Origin of the sequence: Streptomyces ficellus (assembly GCF_009739905.1) — a bacterium.
Lineage (GTDB): Bacteria > Actinomycetota > Actinomycetes > Streptomycetales > Streptomycetaceae > Streptomyces > Streptomyces ficellus_A.
This window is the reverse complement of record NZ_CP034279.1, coordinates 1128776-1149153: the sequence shown is the minus strand read 5'-3', so window position 1 is coordinate 1149153 and position 20378 is coordinate 1128776. Positions and strand designations below refer to the sequence as shown.

15 protein-coding genes and 1 tRNA gene are annotated in these 20378 nt (G+C 73.3%); 10 read left to right on the top strand and 6 right to left on the bottom strand.

The genetic code is table 11. The annotated features are described in order from the left end of the window. Nucleotides 1-73: 73 nt before the first annotated feature. The 9 genes from EIZ62_RS04975 to EIZ62_RS04935 all read left to right on the top strand — a co-directional run bounded on the left by EIZ62_RS04975 (nucleotide 74) and on the right by EIZ62_RS04935 (nucleotide 12062). A complete protein-coding gene (locus tag EIZ62_RS04975; protein WP_156691493.1) occupies nucleotides 74-3772 on the top strand; it encodes a ThuA domain-containing protein in 3699 nt (1232 codons plus the stop codon). Between the two features lie 106 nt (nucleotides 3773-3878). After that, on the top strand, nucleotides 3879-5015 hold the full coding sequence (locus EIZ62_RS04970; protein ID WP_156691492.1) for an inositol-3-phosphate synthase: 1137 nt from the start codon (nucleotides 3879-3881) through the stop codon (nucleotides 5013-5015). Then, on the top strand, nucleotides 5012-6022 hold the full coding sequence (locus EIZ62_RS04965; protein ID WP_156691491.1) for an SCO3242 family prenyltransferase: 1011 nt from the start codon (nucleotides 5012-5014) through the stop codon (nucleotides 6020-6022). Before EIZ62_RS04970 ends, EIZ62_RS04965 begins: the two co-directional genes overlap by 4 nt. Beyond that, a complete protein-coding gene (locus EIZ62_RS04960; RefSeq protein WP_156691490.1) occupies nucleotides 6019-6912 on the top strand; it encodes a sugar phosphate isomerase/epimerase family protein in 894 nt (297 codons plus the stop codon). Before EIZ62_RS04965 ends, EIZ62_RS04960 begins: the two co-directional genes overlap by 4 nt. Continuing rightward, nucleotides 6909-7529, top strand: a complete 621-nt coding sequence (locus tag EIZ62_RS04955; protein WP_156691489.1) for an EboA domain-containing protein — start codon at nucleotides 6909-6911, stop codon at nucleotides 7527-7529. The genes EIZ62_RS04960 and EIZ62_RS04955 overlap by 4 nt, the downstream gene beginning before the upstream one ends. Further along, nucleotides 7529-8377, top strand: a complete 849-nt coding sequence (locus tag EIZ62_RS04950) for a TatD family hydrolase (protein WP_156691488.1) — start codon at nucleotides 7529-7531, stop codon at nucleotides 8375-8377. The genes EIZ62_RS04955 and EIZ62_RS04950 overlap by 1 nt, the downstream gene beginning before the upstream one ends. Before the next feature lie 12 nt (nucleotides 8378-8389). Further along, entirely contained in the window at nucleotides 8390-9559 is a 1170-nt protein-coding gene (eboE, locus tag EIZ62_RS04945; protein ID WP_156691487.1) for a metabolite traffic protein EboE, read from the top strand. Then, the gene (locus tag EIZ62_RS04940; protein WP_156691486.1) at nucleotides 9556-10959 is read left to right on the top strand and encodes an alkaline phosphatase family protein; all 1404 of its coding nucleotides are present in this window, start codon (nucleotides 9556-9558) and stop codon (nucleotides 10957-10959) included. Before eboE ends, EIZ62_RS04940 begins: the two co-directional genes overlap by 4 nt. Before the next feature lie 53 nt (nucleotides 10960-11012). Next, nucleotides 11013-12062, top strand: a complete 1050-nt coding sequence (locus tag EIZ62_RS04935; protein WP_156691485.1) for a sugar phosphate isomerase/epimerase family protein — start codon at nucleotides 11013-11015, stop codon at nucleotides 12060-12062. 24 nt (nucleotides 12063-12086) lie between these two features. On the opposite strand, the gene EIZ62_RS04930 is transcribed toward EIZ62_RS04935, so the two are convergent. Further along, a complete protein-coding gene (locus tag EIZ62_RS04930) occupies nucleotides 12087-13379 on the bottom strand; it encodes a DUF2254 domain-containing protein (protein ID WP_156696215.1) in 1293 nt (430 codons plus the stop codon). Nucleotides 13380-13608: 229 nt separating this feature from the next. Between EIZ62_RS04930 and EIZ62_RS04925 the strand changes: the two genes are divergently transcribed. Continuing rightward, nucleotides 13609-13696 (top strand) — tRNA-Leu (locus EIZ62_RS04925). A 123-nt stretch (nucleotides 13697-13819) separates the two neighbouring features. On the opposite strand, the gene EIZ62_RS04920 is transcribed toward EIZ62_RS04925, so the two are convergent. The 5 genes from EIZ62_RS04920 to EIZ62_RS04900 form a co-directional block, all read right to left on the bottom strand. After that, a complete protein-coding gene (locus EIZ62_RS04920; protein ID WP_156691484.1) occupies nucleotides 13820-14044 on the bottom strand; it encodes a hypothetical protein in 225 nt (74 codons plus the stop codon). A gap of 121 nt (nucleotides 14045-14165) precedes the next feature. Further along, complete coding sequence (locus tag EIZ62_RS04915) at nucleotides 14166-17012, bottom strand: NHLP bacteriocin export ABC transporter permease/ATPase subunit (protein WP_156691483.1); 2847 nt, start codon at nucleotides 17010-17012, stop codon at nucleotides 14166-14168. Between the two features lies 1 nt (nucleotide 17013). After that, complete coding sequence (locus EIZ62_RS04910; RefSeq protein WP_425281796.1) at nucleotides 17014-19242, bottom strand: NHLP family bacteriocin export ABC transporter peptidase/permease/ATPase subunit; 2229 nt, start codon at nucleotides 19240-19242, stop codon at nucleotides 17014-17016. Then, the gene (locus EIZ62_RS04905) at nucleotides 19239-20045 is read right to left on the bottom strand and encodes an HlyD family efflux transporter periplasmic adaptor subunit (protein ID WP_156691482.1); all 807 of its coding nucleotides are present in this window, start codon (nucleotides 20043-20045) and stop codon (nucleotides 19239-19241) included. Before EIZ62_RS04905 ends, EIZ62_RS04910 begins: the two co-directional genes overlap by 4 nt. A 95-nt stretch (nucleotides 20046-20140) precedes the next feature. Further along, on the bottom strand, nucleotides 20141-20362 hold the full coding sequence (locus tag EIZ62_RS04900) for a type A2 lantipeptide (RefSeq protein WP_156691481.1): 222 nt from the start codon (nucleotides 20360-20362) through the stop codon (nucleotides 20141-20143). Nucleotides 20363-20378: the final 16 nt, after the last annotated feature.

Below are 20378 nucleotides of genomic sequence, written 5' to 3'. Positions count from 1 at the left end.
CCCCCGGGGCACACCCCGCGAAGCCGCCCCATCGAGGCAACAGCCCGCACCCGGCCTTCTCCGGAGGACACTCGTGCACAGGAAACGGCTCGGAGCGCGCAACGCGCTCGCTCTCCTCACCGGCGGCGTACTGGCCGTCACATCGCTCACCCTCGGCGCTCCGCCGGGCGCGGCGGCCGAGGCGCCCGCACCACCGGCCGCCGAGGAACAGTTCCAGCAGGTCACCCTCGCCAAGGGCGGCGAGGAGGTCGGCGAACCGATGTCGCTGGCCGTGATGCCCGACCGCAGCGTGCTGCACACCTCGCGGAACGGCGAACTGCGGCGCACCGACGCGGCCGGCAACACCAGGGTCATCGGCACCGTCCCGGTCTACTCCCACGACGAGGAGGGCCTCCAGGGCATCGCCCTCGACCCGGACTTCGCCACCAACCGGGCCGTCTTCCTCTACTACGCGCCCCCGCTCGACACCCCCGCCGGGGACGCGCCGAACGACGGGACGGCCGCCGACTTCGCGAAGTACGACGGTGTCAACCGGCTGTCGCGGTTCGTCCTGAAGGCCGACGGCACCCTCGACAACGCCAGCGAGAAGAAGGTCCTCGACGTCCCGGCGACACGCGGCATCTGCTGCCACGTCGGCGGGGACATCGACTTCGACGCACAGGGCAACCTCTACCTCTCCACCGGCGACGACTCCAACCCGTTCGCCTCCGACGGCTTCACCCCCATCGACGAGCGACCCACCCGCAACCCCGCCTACGACGCCCGCCGCACCTCCGGCAACACCAACGACCTGCGCGGCAAGATCCTGCGCATCAAGGTCGCCGACGACGGCTCGTACACCGTCCCCGACGGCAACCTCTTCGCCCCCGGCACCGCGAAGACCCGCCCCGAGATCTACGCCATGGGCTTCCGCAACCCCTTCCGCTTCAGCGTCGACAAGAAGACCGGCGTGCTGTACGTCGGCGACTACGGGCCCGACGCGGGCGCCGCCGACCCGAAGCGCGGCCCCGCCGGACAGGTCGAGTTCGCCCGCGTGACCAAGCCGGGCAACTTCGGCTGGCCCTTCTGCACCGGCGACAACGACCCCTACGTCGACTACGACTTCGCCACCAAGACCTCCGGCGCCCCCTTCGACTGCGACGCGCCGAAGAACGACTCGCCCCACAACACCGGCCTGGTCGACCTCCCGCCGGCCGAGGCCGCCTGGATACCGTACGACGACGGCTCGCTCCCCGCGTTCGGCTCCGGATCCGAGTCGCCCATGGGCGGACCGGTCTACCGGTACGACGCGGCGAACCCCTCGCCGGTGAAGTTCCCCGAGGCGTACGACGGGGACTTCTTCGCCGGCGAGTTCGGCCGGCGCTGGATCAAACGCGTCGAGCACGGCGCCGACGGCACCGTCCAGTCCATCAACCCCGTGCCCTGGACCGGCACCCAGGTGATGGACATGGCCTTCGGCCCCGACGGCGCGCTGTACGTCCTGGACTACGGCACCGCCTGGTTCGGCGGCGACGAGAACTCCGGCCTCTACCGCATCGAGAACGCCACCGGGGGCCGCTCCCCGGTCGCCGAGGCCGCGGCCGACAGGACGTCCGGCAAGGCACCGCTGCGCGTCGCCTTCTCGTCGGCCGGCACCACCGACGCCGACGGGGACGCACTCACCTACCGCTGGGACTTCGGCGACGGCACCGGCACCTCGACGGCCCCGAACCCCACGTACACCTACCGCAAGAACGGCACCTACACCGCCACCGTCACCGCACGCGACCCCTCCGGCCGCACCGGCTCCGCCAGTGTGCACGTCGTCGTCGGCAACACCGCGCCCAAGGTGACACTGAACCTGCCCGCCGAGGGCGCCCTGTTCAGCTTCGGCGACGAGATCCCGTTCAAGGTGACCGTCACCGACCCGGAGGACGGCACCATCGACTGCGCCAAGGTCAAGGTCACCTATATCCTCGGCCACGACAGCCACGGCCACCCGGTGACCTCCGCGAACGGCTGCACCGGCACCATCAAGACGTCCTCCGACGGCGGCCACGACCCGAACGCCAACATCTTCGGAGTCTTCGACGCCGAGTACACCGACGGCGGAGGCGGCGGCCAGGCCGCACTGACCGGTCACGACCAGGCCCAGCTCCAGCCGCGCCACCGCCAGGCCGAGCACTTCTCCGCCCAGTCCGGCACCCGCACCCACGACAAGGCGACCGCCAACGGCGGCAGGACCGTCGGCGACATCGACAACGGCGACTGGATCTCCTTCACGCCCTACAACCTCACCGGGTCGACGAAGCTCACCGCCCGGATCTCCTCCGCGGGCGCCGGCGGCTTCCTGGAGGTACGCACCGGATCGGCCACCGGCACGCTCCTCGGATCGGCCCCCGTACCGGTGACGGGCGGCTGGGAGACCTTCCAGGACGTCGACGTCCCGCTGCGGGCCGTACCCAAGCGGACCACCCAGCTCTTCCTCGTCTTCAAGGGCGGGACGGGAGCCCTGTACGACATCGACGACTTCGAACTCGCCGGCACACCGGTGGACCGTACCGCCAAACGCGTACTCGTCTTCTCGAAGACCGCGGGCTTCCGGCACGACTCCATCCCCGCGGGCATCGCCGCACTGAAGGAACTCGGCGCCTCCAGCGACATCACGGTCGACGCCACGGAGACCGCCGCACAGTTCACCACCAGCAACCTCGCCCGCTACGACGCGGTCGTGTTCCTGTCCACCACCGGCGACGTGCTCGACGCCGAACAGCAGAAGGCGTTCGAGAACTACGTCGCCACCGGCGGCGGCTACGCCGGCATCCACGCCGCCGCCGACACCGAGTACGACTGGGAGTTCTACGGCGGGCTCGTCGGCGCCCACTTCGCCTCCCACCCGCACATCCAGCCCGCCACCGTACGCGTCGAGGACCACGACCACCCCGCGACGTCCCACCTGGGCGAGGCGTGGGAGCGCACCGACGAGTGGTACAACTACCGCACCAACCCGCGCGGACAGGCCCGCGTCCTCGCCACCCTCGACGAAACCACCTACCAGGGCGGCACCATGAAGGGCGACCACCCCATCGCCTGGTGCCAGACCTACGAGGGCGGCCGGTCCTTCTACACCGGTGGCGGCCACACCGCCGCCTCCTACGCCGAGCCCGCCTTCCGGCAGCACCTGCTGGGCGGCCTGCGCTACGCCACCGGACAGGTGCGCGCCGACTGCACCCCGAAGACGGGCCACCGCCCCCTGTTCAACGGCCACACCCTGGACGGCTGGAAACAGGCCGGACCGGGGAGGTTCACCGTCGCGGACGGTGAACTGCGCACCGAGGGCGGCATGGGAATGCTCTGGTACCAGGCCAAGGAGCTCTCCTCGTACTCGCTGAAGCTGGACTGGAAGATGGCGGGCGACGACAACTCCGGCGTCTTCGTCGGCTTCCCGGCGTCCGACGACCCCTGGTCGGCGGTGAACAACGGCTACGAGATCCAGATCGACGCCACGGACGCCGCCGACCGCACCACCGGAGCCGTGTACGGCTTCACGTCGGCCAACCTCAAGGCCCGTGACCGGGTCCTCCGCCCGCCGGGCCAGTGGAACAGTTACGAGATCAGGGTCCAGGGGGAGCGGCTCCAGGTCTTCCTCAACGGAGTGAAGATCAACGACTTCACCAACACCGACCCGGCCCGCAGCCTGAAGGACGGCTACATCGGCCTCCAGAACCACGGCGCCGACGACCAGGTGTCCTTCCGGGACATCCAGCTCAAGGAACTGCCCCCGACCTCGTAGGAGGTCGCGCCCGCGAGGGGCGCGCCCGCACAAGCCGGCGGCGGGCGGGGAGGCGCCGTACCCCCCGCCCGCCGTCTCCAACGCACCACACCCAGGGAGGCTGGCCATGACCGAGGAACGCCGCCGAGTCGAGGACACCCGGAAGGTGGGAGTCTGGTTCGTCGGGGCACGCGGCTCCGTCGCCACGACCGCCACGGCGGGCTGCGCCGCCGTCGCCGCCGGGCTGCACCCCCCGACCGGCATGGTCACCGAGACACCGCCGTTCGCCGCCTCCCGCCTGCCCTCCCTCGCCTCCCTCGTCTTCGGCGGCCACGACACCGCCGCCTGCCCCCTGCCCAAACGGGCCGAGGAACTGACCGCCGCGGGCGTCCTGCCGTACGGCCTGGCCGCGGCCGTGCGCGGCGAACTGGCCGCGGCGGACGACGACATCCGCCCCGGCGGCCCCGCCCCCGGCGACACCCGCACCGACGGCGAGCTGATCGCCTCCTTCGCCGCCGACATCACCGACTTCACCCACCGCCACCGCCTGGCCCGCACCGTCGTCATCAACGTCGCCTCCACCGAACCCGCCCCCGTGCCCGGCGACCCCCGCCTGGCACCCAGCTCCCTCTACGCGGCCGCCGCACTGCACGCCGGCTGCCCGTACGTCAACTTCACCCCCTCCACCGGACTGCGCACCCCCGCCCTCCACGACACCGCCGCCACCCGCGGGCTGCCCCACGCTGGCCGCGACGGCAAGACCGGCCAGACCCTGCTCCGCTCCGTACTCGCCCCGATGTTCGTGCAGCGCGCCCTGTCCGTACGCGCCTGGTCCGGCACCAACCTCCTCGGCGGCGGGGACGGCGCCGCGCTCGCCGACCCGGCCGCCGCGGCCGCCAAGAACGCCGGCAAGGAACGCGTCCTCGCCGACACCCTCGGCGCGCTGCCGGAAGGCACCGTCCACATCGACGACGTCCCCTCCCTCGGTGACTGGAAGACCGCCTGGGACCACATCGCCTTCGACGGCTTCCTCGGCTCCCGCATGGTCCTCCAGACCATCTGGCAGGGCTGCGACTCCGCCCTCGCCGCACCTCTGGTCCTCGACCTCGCCCGGCTCACCGCCCGCGCCCACGAGGCCGGCCTCTCGGGCCCCCTCCCCGGGCTCGGCTTCTACTTCAAGGACCCCGACGGCGGACCGGCGGGCCTCGCCGACCAGTACGCCGCGCTCCTCGCCTTCGCCGCACGCCTGCGGGACGCCCGGTGACGCCGGCCACCGGACGCACCCGGCACCGGGCCCGCCCGCGGGCCCGCCTGCGCGCCTGGGCGGAACTCCTGCGCGTCTCCGCCCTGCTCTCCGTGCCGGGCGACGCGCTCGCCGGCGCGGCGGCCGTCGGCGCGCGCCCCGGCCGGGGCACCGTGCTGGCCATCGGCTCCTCCCTGTGCCTGTACGAGGCGGGCATGGCGCTCAACGACTGGGCCGACCGCGACGAGGACGCCGTCGACCGCCCGCACCGCCCCATCCCCTCCGGACGCGTCGCACCACCCGCCGCCCTCACCGCGTCGGCCGCCCTGACGGCGACCGGCCTCGCCCTCGCCGCCCGCGCGGGCCGCGCCCCACTGGCGGTGGCCACCGCCCTGGCCGCCACGGTCTGGGCCTACGACCTGCGCCTCAAACACACCGCCGCCGCCCCGGCGGCCATGGCCACCGCCCGCGCCCTGGACCTCCTCCTCGGCGCCACGGCCACGGCGACGGGCGGGGCCACCGGGCTGGGCGCTTCGCGGCGGGCCGCCCCGCCCGGCCGGTGGCCGCGCCTCGTCCTCGGTACGCGCGACAACGTTGCCCCGCCCGGCCGCCGCCCCGCCGCGGGGCCCCCGGCCGGGAACGCGCTCACGTCCGCCGCGCTGCTGGGCGCGCACACCTACGCGGTGACCACCGTGTCACGGCACGAGACGCGGGGCGGTTCGACGGCCGCCCCGCTCACCGCGCTCGCGGCCACGGGCATGCTCGCCGCCGGGGCGGCCGGCGGGGGCGGGCCCGCCGCGAAGCTGACCGCCGCCGCCTACCTCCGTACCGCCGGCGTACCCCTCCTGCACGCGGCGCTCAACCCCTCACCACCCCTCACCCAGCGCGCCGTCGGCGGCGGTGTCCGCGCCATGATCCCGCTCCAGGCCACGCTCGCCGCCCGGGGCGGGGCGGTGGGCACCGGGCTCGCCCTCATGGCGTTCGCCCCGCTCGCCCGCGCCCTCGCCCGGAAGGTGAGCCCGACATGAGCGCCCCCGGAACGTCCGCCCTCCGCTTCGGCTACGGCACCAACGGCCTCACCGACCTCCGGCTCGACGACGCCCTCGCCCTCCTCGCCGACCTCGGCTACGACGGGGTGGGCCTGACCCTCGACCACATGCACCTCGACCCCCTCGCGCCCGGCCTGGCGGCCCGCACCGCCCGGGTCGCCCGGCGCCTGGGCGAACTCGGCCTCGGCGTCACCGTGGAGACCGGCGCCCGCTACGTGCTCGACCCGCGCCGCAAACACGGCCCCTCCCTCCTCGACCCCGACCCCGACGGCCGAGCCGCCCGCACCCGCCTCCTCACGCGTGCCGTCCGGGTCGCCGCCGACCTCGGCGCGCACGCCGTCCACTGCTTCAGCGGGGTCACCCCCGGCGACCTGCCGCCCGGCGACACCACCACCGCGTGGAAGCGGCTCGAAGAGTCGCTCACCCCCGTCCTGGACGCCGCCGCCGGCGCCCGCGTCCCGCTCGCCGTCGAACCCGAACCCGGCCACCTCCTCGCCACCCTCGCCGACTTCCACCACCTCCGCTCCACCCTCGGCGACCCCGACCCCCGTCTCCTCGGCCTCACCCTCGACATCGGCCACTGCCAGTGCCTCGAACCGGCGCCGCCGGCCGACTGCGTGCGCGACGCCGCGCCCTGGCTGCGCCACGTCCAGATCGAGGACATGCGGCGCGGCGTCCACGAACACCTCCCGTTCGGCGACGGGGAGATCGACTTCCCGCCCGTCCTGGAAGCCCTCGCTGCCACCGGCTACCAGGGCCTGACGGTCGTCGAACTGCCCCGCCACTCCCACGCGGGCCCCGAACTCGCCCGCAGCTCCCTCGCGTTCCTCCGCGGCAGCACCGCCCCGAAGGGAGAACCGGCGCCGTGACCACCACCCGCAAGGCGCTGGACGACCGGCTCGGCCGGGCCGCGCGCGCCTGGCTGGACGAGGCCCTCGCCGAGGCGGCCCGGGCCGCAGCCGCGCCGCCCGCGCCGGCCGGCCCCTACGTGTCGGCCTCCTGGGAGCTGCGGTTCGCCTCCGCGGGCCGCCACTGCGGCCAGCAGCACGCCGACTCCGTACGCACCCTCCTCCTGCGCACGGCCCGCGCCGACACCGAGACCCTGACCCGCCTCTACCGGCACGGCACCGCCGCCGAGCGGCGCGCCGTCCTGCTCGCCCTCCCCTCCCTCGTACCGGGCCCGGAGGCCCTGCCCCTCGTCGAGGACGCGCTGCGCACCAACGACACCCGGCTGGTCGCCGCCGCCGTCGGCCCCTACGCGGCCGCCCACCTCGACCCGCACGCCTGGCGCCACGCCGTCCTGAAGTGCCTCTTCACCGGCGTCCCCGCCGACGCCGTCGCCGGCCTGTCCCGGCGCGCCCACGGCGACGCGGAACTGGCGCGGATGCTCGCCGACTACGCCGCCGAACGCACCGCCGCCGGGCGCCTGGTGCCCGCCGACCTCCACCGCGTCCTCGCCCTGACCGTCCCCCCGGAGGAGTCCTGATGCGCATCTTCGACCCGCACATCCATATGACCTCCCGCACCACGGACGACTATCAGGCGATGTACGACGCCGGCGTCCGCGCCCTCGTCGAACCCTCCTTCTGGCTCGGCCAGCCCCGCACCTCGCCCGCCAGCTTCTTCGACTACTTCGACGCGCTCCTCGGCTGGGAACCCTTCCGCGCCGCCCAGTACGGCATCGCCCACCACTGCGCCCTGGCCCTCAACCCCAAGGAGGCCAACGACCCGCGCTGCACCCCCGTGCTCGACGCCCTGCCCCACTATCTCGTCAAGGACTCCGTCGTCGCCGTCGGCGAGATCGGCTACGACTCCATGACCCCCGCCGAGGACACCGCGCTGGCCGCCCAGCTCCAGCTCGCCGCCGACCACGGCCTGCCCGCCCTCGTCCACACCCCGCACCGGGACAAGCTCGCCGGACTGCGCCGCACCATCGACGTCGTCCGGGAATCCCACCTCCCCCCGGAGCGGGTCCTCCTCGACCACCTCAACGAGACCACCGTGAAGGAGGCCGCCGACAGCGGCGCCTGGCTCGGCTTCTCCATCTACCCCGACACCAAGATGGACGAGGACCGCATGGTCGCCGTCCTCCAGGACCACGGGACGGAGCGCGTCCTGGTCAACTCGGCCGCCGACTGGGGCAGGAGCGACCCCCTCAAGACCCGTAAGGTCGCCGACGCCATGCTGGCCGCCGGCTTCACCGCCGACGACGTGGACCAGGTCCTGTGGCGCAACCCCGTCGCCTTCTACGGACTCGGCGGACGACTCCAGCTCGACCTCCCCTCGCCGGGCCCCCTCCACGAGGGCAACTCCATCCTCCGCGGCGGGGAATGAGGACGGCCCGCCATGCGCTTCCGCCACCCGGACGGCTCCACCGTCCACCTCGCCTACTGCACCAACGTCCACCCCGCCGAGACGCTCGACGGCGTCCTCGGCCAACTGCGCGACCACTGCGAACCGGTCCGCAGACGCCTCGGCCGTGACCGTCTCGGCATCGGCCTCTGGCTCGCCAGGGACGCCGCTCACGCCCTCACCACCGACCCGGCGGCCCTGCGCCGCCTGCGCACCGAGCTCGACCGCCGCGGCCTGGAGGTCGTCACCCTCAACGGCTTCCCGTACGAAGGCTTCGGCGCCGACGAGGTCAAGTACCGCGTCTACCAGCCGGACTGGACCCGGCCCGAACGCCTGGCGTACACCACCGACCTGGCCCGCCTCCTCGCCTCCCTCCTGCCCGATGACGTCACGGAAGGGTCCGTCTCCACGCTGCCCCTCGCCTGGCGCACCCGCTTCGACACCGCCGCGGCCGCGACCGCGCGCACCGCTCTGATCACCCTCGCCGAACGCCTCGACGCCCTGGAGGAGCTGACCGGAAGGTCCGTCCGCGTCGGCCTGGAACCCGAACCCGGCTGCACCATCGAGACCACCGCGGACGCGATCGGCCCGCTCACCGACGTGGCCCACCCCCGCATCGGCGTCTGCGTCGACACCTGCCACCTCGCCACCTCCTTCGAAGACCCGCACACCGCGCTGAAGGCCCTGGCCGCCGCCCGCATCCCGATCCCCAAGGCCCAGCTCTCCGCCGCCCTCCACGCCGAACACCCCCACCTCCCCGAGGTCCGCCGGGCTCTCGCCGCCTTCGCCGAACCGCGCTTCCTCCACCAGACCCGCACCAGCACCGCCGCCGGCCTGCGCGGCACCGACGACCTCCCCGAGGCCCTGGCCGGTGACACCCTCCCCGAGGGCGGCCCGTGGCGCGCCCACTTCCACGTCCCCCTGCACAGCCCGCCCGCCGCGCCCCTCACCTCCACCCTCCCCGTGCTCCGCGACACCCTCGCCCGCCTCGTCGGCGGCCCCGTCCCGCGCACCCGGCACCTCGAGGTCGAGACGTACACCTGGCAGGCCCTCCCTCCCCGGCTGCGCCCCCGCACCAGGAGCCGGCTCGCCGACGGCATCGCCGCCGAACTCACCCTCGCCCGCGACCTCCTCACCGACCTCGGCCTCAAGGAACTCCCATGAACCGGCCCACCCCCCTCCTGGTCCTGGACGTCGTCGGCCTCACCCCCCAGCTCCTCGACCACATGCCGCACCTACGGCAACTCGCCCGCTCCGGCTCCCAGGCGCCCCTCGACACCGTCCTGCCCGCCGTCACCTGCGCCGCCCAGTCCACCTTCCTCACCGGCACCCTCCCCGCCGAACACGGCATCGTCGGCAACGGCTGGTACTTCCGCGAACTCGGCGACGTCCTGCTGTGGCGCCAGCACAATGGACTCGTCTCCGGCGACAAGCTGTGGGACGCCGCCCGCCGCGCCCACCCCGGCTACACCGTCGCCAACATCTGCTGGTGGTACGCCATGGGCGCGGACACCGACATCACCGTCACCCCCCGCCCCGTCTACTACGCCGACGGCCGCAAGGAACCCGACTGCTACACCCGGCCCGCGGACCTGCACGACGAACTCACCGACAGGTTCGGAACCTTCCCCCTCTTCCACTTCTGGGGCCCCGGCGCCGGCATCGTCTCCAGCCGGTGGATCGTCGACGCCACCCGCCACATCATCCGCACCCGCACCCCCGACCTCGCCCTGTGCTACCTCCCGCACCTCGACTACGACCTCCAGCGCTACGGCCCCGACGACCCGCGCTCCCACCGGGCCGCCACCGACCTCGACACCGTCATGGCCCCCCTCCTCCACGACGCGCGGACCGAAGGCCGCACCGTCGTCGCCCTCTCCGAATACGGCATCACCCGGGTCGACCGGCACGTCGACATCAACCGCGCCCTGCGCCGCGCCGGGCTGCTCGAGGTCCACACCCAGGACGGCATGGAGTACCTCGACACCATGGCCTCCCGCGCCTTCGCCGTCGCCGACCACCAGATCGCGCACGTCTACGTACGCCACCCCGAGAACCCCGCGAACCTGGCCGCCGTCCGAGAAGCCCTCGACGGCGTACCCGGCATCGAGACGCTCCTCGACGACGAGGGCAAGAAGGCCCACGGGCTCGACCACCCCCGCTCCGGCGAGTTCGTCGCACTCGCCGAGCCCGACGCCTGGTTCACGTACTACTACTGGCTCGACGACGCCCACGCCCCCGACTTCGCCCAGCTCGTCGAAATCCACCGCAAACCCGGCTACGACCCCGCCGAACTGTTCCTGGACCCCCTCGACCCCTACGTACGCGTCAAGGCGGCCACGGCGATCGCCCGCAAGAAGCTCGGCATGCGCTACCGCATGGCGGTCGTCCCCCTCGACCCGTCACCTGTTCGCGGCAGCCACGGCCGCCTCCCCACCCACGACGACGAAGGCCCGCTCATCGTGTGCTCCACCCCCCGAGCCGGCCTCGCCGGCGGCCTTGGCGGCCGCGTCGCGGCCACCGATGTGAAATCCCTGCTGCTCCGGCTCGCCGGTCTCCAGTGATTCCCAGCGACTCCCAGTGAAGCAGAAGCCACCGACAGCGAGGAGTTATCCACATGCCGCGCACGACCAGCGCCACCGACACCGAACTCGCGCACAGGCTGACCAGAAGGAACATGCTGGGGGTCGCCGCCGGCGCCACGGCCGCCGCCCTCCTCGGCTCCACCGCCACCACCGCGTCGGCCGCCGGAACCACCGCCCCGGACGCGCGACGCGGCCACGGCCGCCCCGTCCTTCCCCCCGGCCGCCTCGGCATCCAGCTGTACTCGCTGCGCGACAAGGTCTCCACCCTCGGCTTCGCCAAGGTCTTCGCGGAACTGCGGCGCTACGGCTACGACGAGGTGGAGTACGCCGGCTACACCCAGGGCTCCGCCGGCCCCCTCACCCTTGCCCAGCTGAGGAGGCTCACCCGCGACCACGGGCTGCGGGCCATCGGCAGCCACGTCGGCTACTACTCCTCCGACCCCAAGGCCTACACCTTCGCCCAGAACCTCACCCAGGTCCTCGACGACGCCCAGGCCCTCGGCCTGAAGCACATCGGCACCGCCTCCGGCCCCTGGCGCTACGGCGCGACCGTCGACGGATGGAAGCGGTGCGCCGAGGAGTTCAACCACTACGGCGCCGAGGCGAAGAAGCGCGGCATGAAGTTCTACCAGCACAACCACGCCGAGGAGTTCTCCTTCGCCACCGACCGGCCCGGCGTCCGGCTCTACGACGTCCTCCTCGCCGAGACCGACCCCGAACTCGTCTACCTGGAGATGGACATCTACTGGGCCTACGCCGGCCGCTTCCGCTTCGGCCGGCGCCCCGACGGCACGCCCGCGCCCTTCGACCCCCTCGACTACGTCCTGCGGCAGCCCGACCGCTACCCGCTCTTCCACGTCAAGGACGGTGAACGCGACGACTCCGCCACCGACGGCTACCGCATGGTGGACGTCGGCGACGGGGACATCGACTACCGGCGCTTCATGTCGGCGGTCGGCCGCACCCGCGGCGGCCGGCGCGACCACCACTGGCAGGCCGAGCACGACAACCCGGCCGAGTCCTTCGCCTTCGCCCGCAAGTCCAGCGCGCACCTGCACTCGCTGCGCGAACGGGACTGCTGACACCGCACGGCTGACACCGCACCGTCACCCGATGCCCTGCCGGTCGGCCTCCAGGGCGAACCCCCGGTCGGCCGGCAGGGCCACGGCACGCTCCACGGCCTGTTCGAGCAGCGCGCGGTGGCGCAGCAGCGGCTCCCGCCGCGCCGCCGGTGCCAGCAGGAGCAGGTCGTCGATGCCCGCCAGCATGCGCCGTGTGACCTGCGGGCTCTGCGCCGAGCAGCCCCGTAGCTCGGCGAACGCGAGGTCGACGAGGTCGTCCCAGTCCGGCACCTCCCGCACCAGCCGCACCACGCCCCGCCGGTCGCAGTGCCGTACCGTCCCCAGGGGCCGGGGCGCGACGGCCGCCAGGAACTGCACGACCCGGTCCAGGCACTGCACCGCCGTGGTCGGGTCGTTCACCGCCGGCGACAGCGCCCGCAGCGCGATGTCCACCAGCTGCCGCAGGCCCAGCCCCATGTCCTGGTGGAACGTCCGGTCCACCCCCACCGACACCGCCGAGCGCAGCACCGCCGGCGAGGGCGCCCGCCCGTCGCGGACCCCCGCATCGGACAGCACGGCCAGCACCGGCGTACCCGGCACCAGATGGTCCCCGATGCGGGGGATCAGGCGCAGCACGACGCCCTGCCGACGTGCCACGCGCACCAGCCGTGCCACGTCCACGTCGCGCAGCACCCCCGCCCGCCCGCGGTGCACCACCCGCCCCACCTCCGGCGGCAGCGGTACCTGCTCCGGCCCGGCGGCCGGCTGCCGCGCCGCCACCCGCAGCGCCTCCCGGGCGATCCGGTCCACCACCGGCCCCACCTGCATCAGCCGCAGGGTGGTCGTCACATACGCGATGAACAGCAACAGGCTCAGCCCGACCAGTACGAGCGTGACCACCGACTGCACCACCGGCACGGAGGTCACCTGCCGCGGATCCGTCTCGCTCTCGTACGACGTCAGCACCAGCAGCGAGAAGAGGAACGTCGACAGGAACACCGTCAGCGTCAGCTTGCTGATCCGGCCGCGGACGAAGAGCCGCACCACCCGCGGCGTCAGCTGGCCGGCGGCCATCTGCACCGCGACCAGCGAGATGCTGAACACCACACCGATGAACGTCATCATCGCGGAGCTGATCGTGGTCACGATCACCTTGGCGTCGTCCGCGATGCCGGCGAGGTCCTCGATCTCCGCGTAGGCCCCCTGCTCCCGCAGGTACGCGACGATCTCCGCGTCGACCGCGGAGGCGGCCAGCCAGAGGGCGATCGCGCCGACCAGCCCGGCGGTGGGCGCGAACCAGAAGGTGTCGCGCAGGTGCTCCCGCGTCGGTGACAGCATCCGGGGTCTGCGGTGTTCGGGCGCGAAGTTCACCGCCGCACGCTACCCTCACGGTCCGCACCCGCCCGGTCACACCGCGCGAGTGTCGCCCGCCCGGAGCCCGCCGGACCCGCTCGCGGGGCGCCCGCACCCACCTGACCACGGGATATGTAGGTGAAGGGCACCTCGAACCCCTGGTAGAGTTGTCCATGTCGCCGCGGGGAACACCCCCGGGAGCGACAGACACCTTGTCCGGGTGGCGGAATGGCAGACGCGCTAGCTTGAGGTGCTAGTGCCCTTTATCGGGCGTGGGGGTTCAAGTCCCCCCTCGGACACCACTGAGTGCCGGTCGGGATCGCATCCCGGCCGGCATTTCGCGTTCCCGCCTTTCCCCGGTCACGGCGACGGCCGCCGGAGCGATACGAGTCGTCCCGGCGGCCGTCGTGCGTGGGGAGGGTCGGCTACCACTCGGCGCCGATGGCCCCGCCCTGGTTGAACCCGCCTGCGGCGATCTTCGAACCGCCGGCCGACTCCAGGGCGGCGAACTTGCCCTTGTTCCACTCGACGGCGTGGAAGCTGCCGTGGTCGTCGTCGTTGTCGTTGCCGCCGTGGGCGGCGGCGGGGACGGTGCCGAGCGCCATGGCAGCGGCGACGAGGGCCGTGCAGGCAAAGGCCTTCCTGAGCATGTGTTCCTCCGTGGACGCGCCGCCCGGTCCGTCCGGGCGGGGTTCGGAGGGAGGGGTTCCCGCGATCGCGGGTATCGCCGCGCCCCTGGGGCCCGATCCCACCCTTTCGAGGGGTCTCCCGTCAGCGCATTTGGCGGCGTACCAGTTCGTACAGGTGACCGTTCGGGTCGGTCAGGAGCGTGGCGGGGGGCCCCTGCTCGACGACGCGGCCGGCCGACATGACGATCACCCGGTCGGCGTCCATGACGGTCGACAGGCGGTGGGCGATGACCAGGCGGGTGGCGTTCAGGCGGCGCGTGGAGTCGATGACGACGCGCTGGGCCTCGTTGTCCAGGGCGCTGGTGGCCTCGTCGAGGAACAGGATCCTGGGGCGGCGGATCAGGGCCTGGGCGATCATCAGGCGCTGGCGCTGGCCGCCGGAGACGGCGCCGCCGCCCGCGATCATCGTGTGCAGGCCCATCGGCATCCGCCTGATGTCCTCCGCCAGGCCCGCCAGCTCAGCGGCTGCCCACACCTCCTCCTGCGAGAACGTCTCGGCGCCGCTGATGCAGTCCAGGATCGAGCCGGTGAGCGGCTGGGCGTTCTGCAGGACGACACCGCACTGGCGGCGCACCGCCGCCCGGTCGAGCGCGGTCAGGTCCTGGCCGTCGTACAGGACGCTGCCCGAGACCGGCCGGTCGAAGCCGATCAGCAGCCGCAGCAGCGTCGACTTGCCGCAGCCGCTGGGGCCGACGACCGCCACGAACTCGCCCGGCCGGATGTCGAGCGACACCCCGTCGAGGACCAGCGGGGCGTCGTCCGCGTAGCGGAAGGACACGTCGCGGGCCTCGATGGCGCCGGACAGGACACCGGGCTGGGTGGCGGAGCCGCGTACCTCGGGGGCCTCGTCCAGGACCGGCTTGATCTGCTCGTACAGCGGCAGGGCCGCGGCGGCGGAGACCAGCGCCCCGGTGATCTGCGTGACCGCCGTCAGCAGCATCGTCACCGAGGTGCTGAAGGTGAGGAACTCCCCGGCCGTCATGGTGCCGCGCGCCGGACCGGCCAGGAGCATGAACATGATCAGCGAGCAGAGCGGCAGGTAGACCGCGTCCAGGACGGTGGTCAGGTTGCGGATCCGGCCGGCCCGCTGCTGGAGCTCGCGCGACCGGGCGAACTCCCGCGCCCACGCCGCGTACGCGAAGCTCTCGGCGGCCGCGACGCGCAGCTTGGGAAGCCCGCGCAGGGTCTGGAACGCCTGGTTGTTGAGCTTGTTGTTCAGCTCGACCAGCCGCCGCTGCCAGCGCACCTGCCACAGCCCGAGCCCGAGGAAGACAACCCCGATCACCAGCAGCATCGCCATCGCCGCCAGCGCCAGCGGAACGCTGTACCACAGCAGCAGAACCAGGTTCACCGCGCCGACCGTGCTCGCCTGCGCGGCCACCGGGCCGACGCCCGTCAGGACGCGGCGGATCGCGCTGATCCCCATGGCCGCGCTGGCCAGTTCGCCGGTGGAGCGTCCGGCGAAGAACGTCGTCGGCAGCCGCAGCAGCCGGTCCCACACGGCCGGCTGGAGCACGCTCTCCACGCGCCCCTCCAGCCGCAGCACCGTCAGGTTCTGCATCAGCATGTACGCGGCCGACACCACACCCGCCACCATCACGGCCAGCGCGACCTGCGCGATCAGCCCGGTCTGCGCGGACGGGACGTACACGCCCAGGATCCGGCCCGTCGCGACCGGCACCAGGGCGCCGAGGATCACCGTCACCAGACCGGCGAGCGCCAGGTTCCGTACGTCGCCCCCGGCGCCGCGCAGGCTGAACCGCAGCAGCCGGGCCGGAGTCAACGGCCCCTCCGGCAGCGGGCGGTAGAACATCACCGCCCGCGGCTCCAGCTCCGCCGCCCGCTCCCCACCGATGCGCAGCCGCAGACCCGAGGCGGGGTTCACCGCCTCGTACCGGCCGCGCCGCCACAGCAGCGCCACCGGGGCGCCGGACTTCGCCCAGTGACCCACCAGCGGCCCGGAGTCGGTCCGCCACCAGCGCCCCTCCAGCCGCACCGCGCGTGTGCGGACCCGGGAGGCGACCGCGATGCGCTCCACGGCGCCGGTCCGCTCGTCGGCCACACCGCTCAGCGCCGGTTCGGCCAGCGTGATCCCGGCCGCGCGGGCGACCCGCCGGCACACGGCGAACGTGGCGTCGTCACTCGCCGCCGGGCCGTGCTTCCGGCCCGAGCGGTCGGCCCGCCCGATGGACGCCAGCAGCGCCTGGTCGGCCCGGGCGCGGACCGCCTCACCCGCCTTGAGGCCGGCCGCCGTCCGGTCCTCGTGGGCGCGCTCCAGCTGCTCGATCCAGCGGTCCACGGCGGACAGCAGCCGGTGCTGCTGGTTCACCATGCGCTGCCACAACGCCCCGTCGACCAGCAGGTCTCCCGCCGCGTCGGCGCTGTACTCGGCGCCGTACCGGACGCTGCCCGGCGGGACCGGCATCCACAGCATGTCGTCGTCCGCGACGGCCTCGTCAGCGGGGGAGCGCCCGTCGTCGAGCGGCGCCTCGAACAGCACGCCCAGACTGCGGGCGGTGCCCAGCGCGACGGCGTGCTCCAGGGGCGTGGGCTCACCGTACGGATCCGCGGGGTGGTACGGGCCCGTGGAGTACGGGTCGTGCCCGGCGTACAGCTCCCGCAGGCCGATCCGGCGCAGCGCGCAGTCCTGCGTGGGGCGGCCCACCAGGGTGTGCTGCGGGCCCTCGACCGGGCCGAGGAGCAGGCTGCCGGCCTCCAGGCGGCCCAGGAAGTGCCAGTGGCCCTGCTGGGCGGCGTCCACGGCGAACAGGTCGAGCCCGCCCGCCAGGACCAGCCACAGCACGTACGGCCCCTCGAGCGGCACGTTCCGCAGGCCCGCGCAGTCCACCGGGGCGCCCAGGGCGCCCAGTGCGTGCACCACCGGGTCGGCCGCGGCCGCCTGGGGGTGGACCTCCGGGTGAACGGACATGTCAGCGCTCCTTGACCAGCTCGGCGTACGCGCCTGAGGCGGCGAGCAGCTCCTCGTGGCGGCCCCTCTCGACGACCGTGCCGTGGTCCAGCACCACGATCTCGTCGCTGTCGCGGACCGTGGACAGCCGGTGGGCGATGACCACGCACGCGCAGCCGCGCCGCCGCAGGTTGTCGATGATGACCCGTTCGGTGCCGGCGTCCAGCGCGCTCGTCACCTCGTCCAGCACGAGGACGCTCGGCCGCCGCACCAGCGCACGGGCGATCTCCAGGCGCTGGCGCTGCCCGCCGGAGAAGTTGCGCCCGTCCTGCTCGACACGGCTGTGGATCCCGCCGGGGCGGCGCGCCACGACGTCGTCGTACACGGCGGCGTCCTTGAGGGCGGCGACGACGGCGTCGTCCGGAATGGAGGGGTCCCACAGGGCCACGTTGTCCCGGACGGTGCCCTCGAACAGGAACACGTCCTGGTCGACGAACGACACGGACGCGGCCAGCGCACCGCGCGGGATGTCCTCCAGTCGCCTCCCGTCGATGCGGATCGTCCCCTCCCAGGGGGTGTAGAGGCCGGAGATCAGCCGCGAGACGGTGGACTTGCCGCTGCCCGAGCCACCGACCAGGGCCACCTGCCGACCCGGTCCCACCGTCAGGGAGAACCCGCTCAGCAGCGGCGCGTCCAGCGGGCTGTAGCCGAACGTGATGTTCTCCAGCTCCACATGGCCCTTGAGGCGCCGGGTGCTCGCCTCCGGCTCCACGCGCGCGTAGAGGGCGTCCACGGGGAAGCTCTCCACGTCCTTGAGGCGGGCCACGTCGGCGGCGAAGTCCTGGATGCGGCCCGCCACCCCGTTCAGCCGGGTGATGGGCGCGGTGAAGCGGGTGACCAGGGCCTGGAAGGCGACGAGCAGGCCGATGGAGATGTGCCCCTCCACCGCGCGCAGCCCGCCGATCCACAAGATCAGCGCGCTGTTGAAGACCGCCAGGGTGGGCGCGACGACGGCGAGGGCCGCGCTTGGCACCCCGAGGCGCTGCTGCACCTCCAGGGTCGTCGCGTGCTGGCCCGCCCAGCGGCGGAAGTAGCCGTTCTCGCCGCCGGTCGCCTTCATGGTCTCGATCAGCTGGAGACCGGTGTACGAGGTGTTGGTCAGCCGTGCGCTGTCGGCCCTCAGCTTCTGGGTGTGCGTCGCCCGCAGCCGGATCACGATCCGCATGGCGACGATGTTGAGGAGCGCCATCCCGATCCCGACGACGGTCAGTTGCGGGTCGTACGTCCACAGCAGCAGCGCGTAGAGGACGACGACCACGCCGTCCACGCCCGCGGCTGCCAGGTCCCGGGCCAGGGTCTCGGCCACCGCGTCGTTGGACTGGAGCCGCTGCACCAGGTCGGCCGGGCTGCGCTGGGCGAAGAACGTCACCGGCAGCCGCATCAGGTGTCTGAGGAAGCGGGCGCTGCCGAGGGTGGACGAGATGATGCGGCCGCGCAGCAGGTTCGCCTGTTGCAGGCCCGTCAGTACGGCCGTCAGGACGACCATCGCCGCCATCGCCGCGAACAGCGGCCCCAGCACCGACGTCTGGTCGCCGATCAGGAACATGTCGATGTACGTACGGCTCAGCGCGGGCAGCGCCGCGCCCACCGCCACGAGCAGGAGGCTCGCGAGGAGCGCAGCGAGCAGGGTGCCCGTCGTACCGCGCAGCCGTGCGGGAACCGCGCTCAGGACACCGGGCCTGCGGCCGCCCCGGCGGAAGGCCGGGCCCGGTTCGAAGACCAGGGCCACACCGGTGAAGCTGGTGTCGAACTCCTCGGGGGAGACGAACCGGCGCCCCTTGCCGGGGTCGTTGACGTACACGCCCCGGCGGCCGAACCGGCGCCCCGTCCCGTCGTAGACGACGTAGTGGTTGAACTCCCAGAACAGGATGGCCGGGGCCCGCACCTCGGCGAGCGCCGCCGGTTCCATCTGCATGCCCTTGGCCTCGAGGCCGTAACTCCGCGCGGCCTTGAGGACGTTGCTGGCGCGGGAGCCGTCGCGGGAGACACCGCACGCGATGCGCAGCTCCTCCAGCGGCACGTGCCGTCCGTGGTGGGCGAGCACCATGGCCAGGCAGGCGGCGCCGCACTCCACGGCCTCCATCTGGAGCACGGTGGGCGTGCGGACGGGCCGGGGGCGGCGTCCGGTCTTCGTCCTCGGCTTCGTTCTCGGGGCCGGCTGGGCGCGGCGGCGGCCGCCGGGCGCGCTCACGGCAGGAGCCAATCGGCCGGGTGCTCGGAGGCCAGGTGCACGGAGGCGCTCACCACGGTCATGGAGTCCAGTGCGTATCCGGGGCCCTCGGAGGTCGACCAGGCGTAACCCGTCCTCGTCGCGGGCGACCGCTCCAGCTCGACGACGACCGCGACCGGCTGGCCGGCGCGCGAGAACTGTTCGCCGAGCTGGCTGTTGCCGAGGAAGGCGGTGATGCGCTGGCGGGTCTGTGCGGTGCGGCCGACGGCCTTCACCCGGCCGCGCAGCACGCCGTACGTCTGGGAGGGCACCGACGGGACCGTGAGGTCCACGGAGGCGCCCACGGGGACGCTCGCGCCGCGGTCGGCCGGCACGTAGAGCGTGGCCGTCAGGGGGGCGTCCTCGGTGCCGACGCGCTCCACCGACGCGACGTCGGACCCGGTCGTGACCACCGAGCCGATGGCCGCGACGAGGGTGGTGACGCGGCCGGCCTCGATGGTGCGCACGACCGAAGTGCCTTCACTGGTGCGCACGTTCAGCAGCGGGGCGCCCGCGGGGAGGTGGTCGCCCTCGTCGGCGAGCACCGCGGTGACCTGGCCGGCGACGGGGCTCTGGAGGACGTAACTGCCCTTGCCGTGGCTGAGGACGCCGGGCGCGGTGAGCGTGGCGGAGACCGAGCCGGTGACGGCCCAGACGGTGGCGGCGGCCATGGCGACGACGGTGACGGCCAGGACGAGGAGTCCCTGCGGGCGGGCGAAACGCACCGGCAGGTCTATTTCCTCGGGGGATTGCAGCTTGGAAAGGGCCTTTTGGCGGAACTGCACGTAACTCTTCCCTCAACTGCACACGTTCGGATCAGGAAGGCGACAGCGCGGTGAGCCCCGGAACGAAAGAAGTCCCGGGGCTCACTCGTACCGTCTCAGAGACCGGCGACCAGGCCCGTGACGGCCGAGGTGTTCAGGCCGGCGAGGCCCTCGACCGCACCGACGGCGGAGGCGGCGATGCCGGAAACCGGGGCAACCGAGTCGAGCGTGGCGGTCGCGCTGCCGACGACACCGCTGGCAACGGCGCTGTGGAGGCCACCGGACACGGCGTCCAGGTCGGCGTCGGAGATCTCCTGGGTCTGGATCTGCGGGTTCATGTTGTTCCCTTCGCGC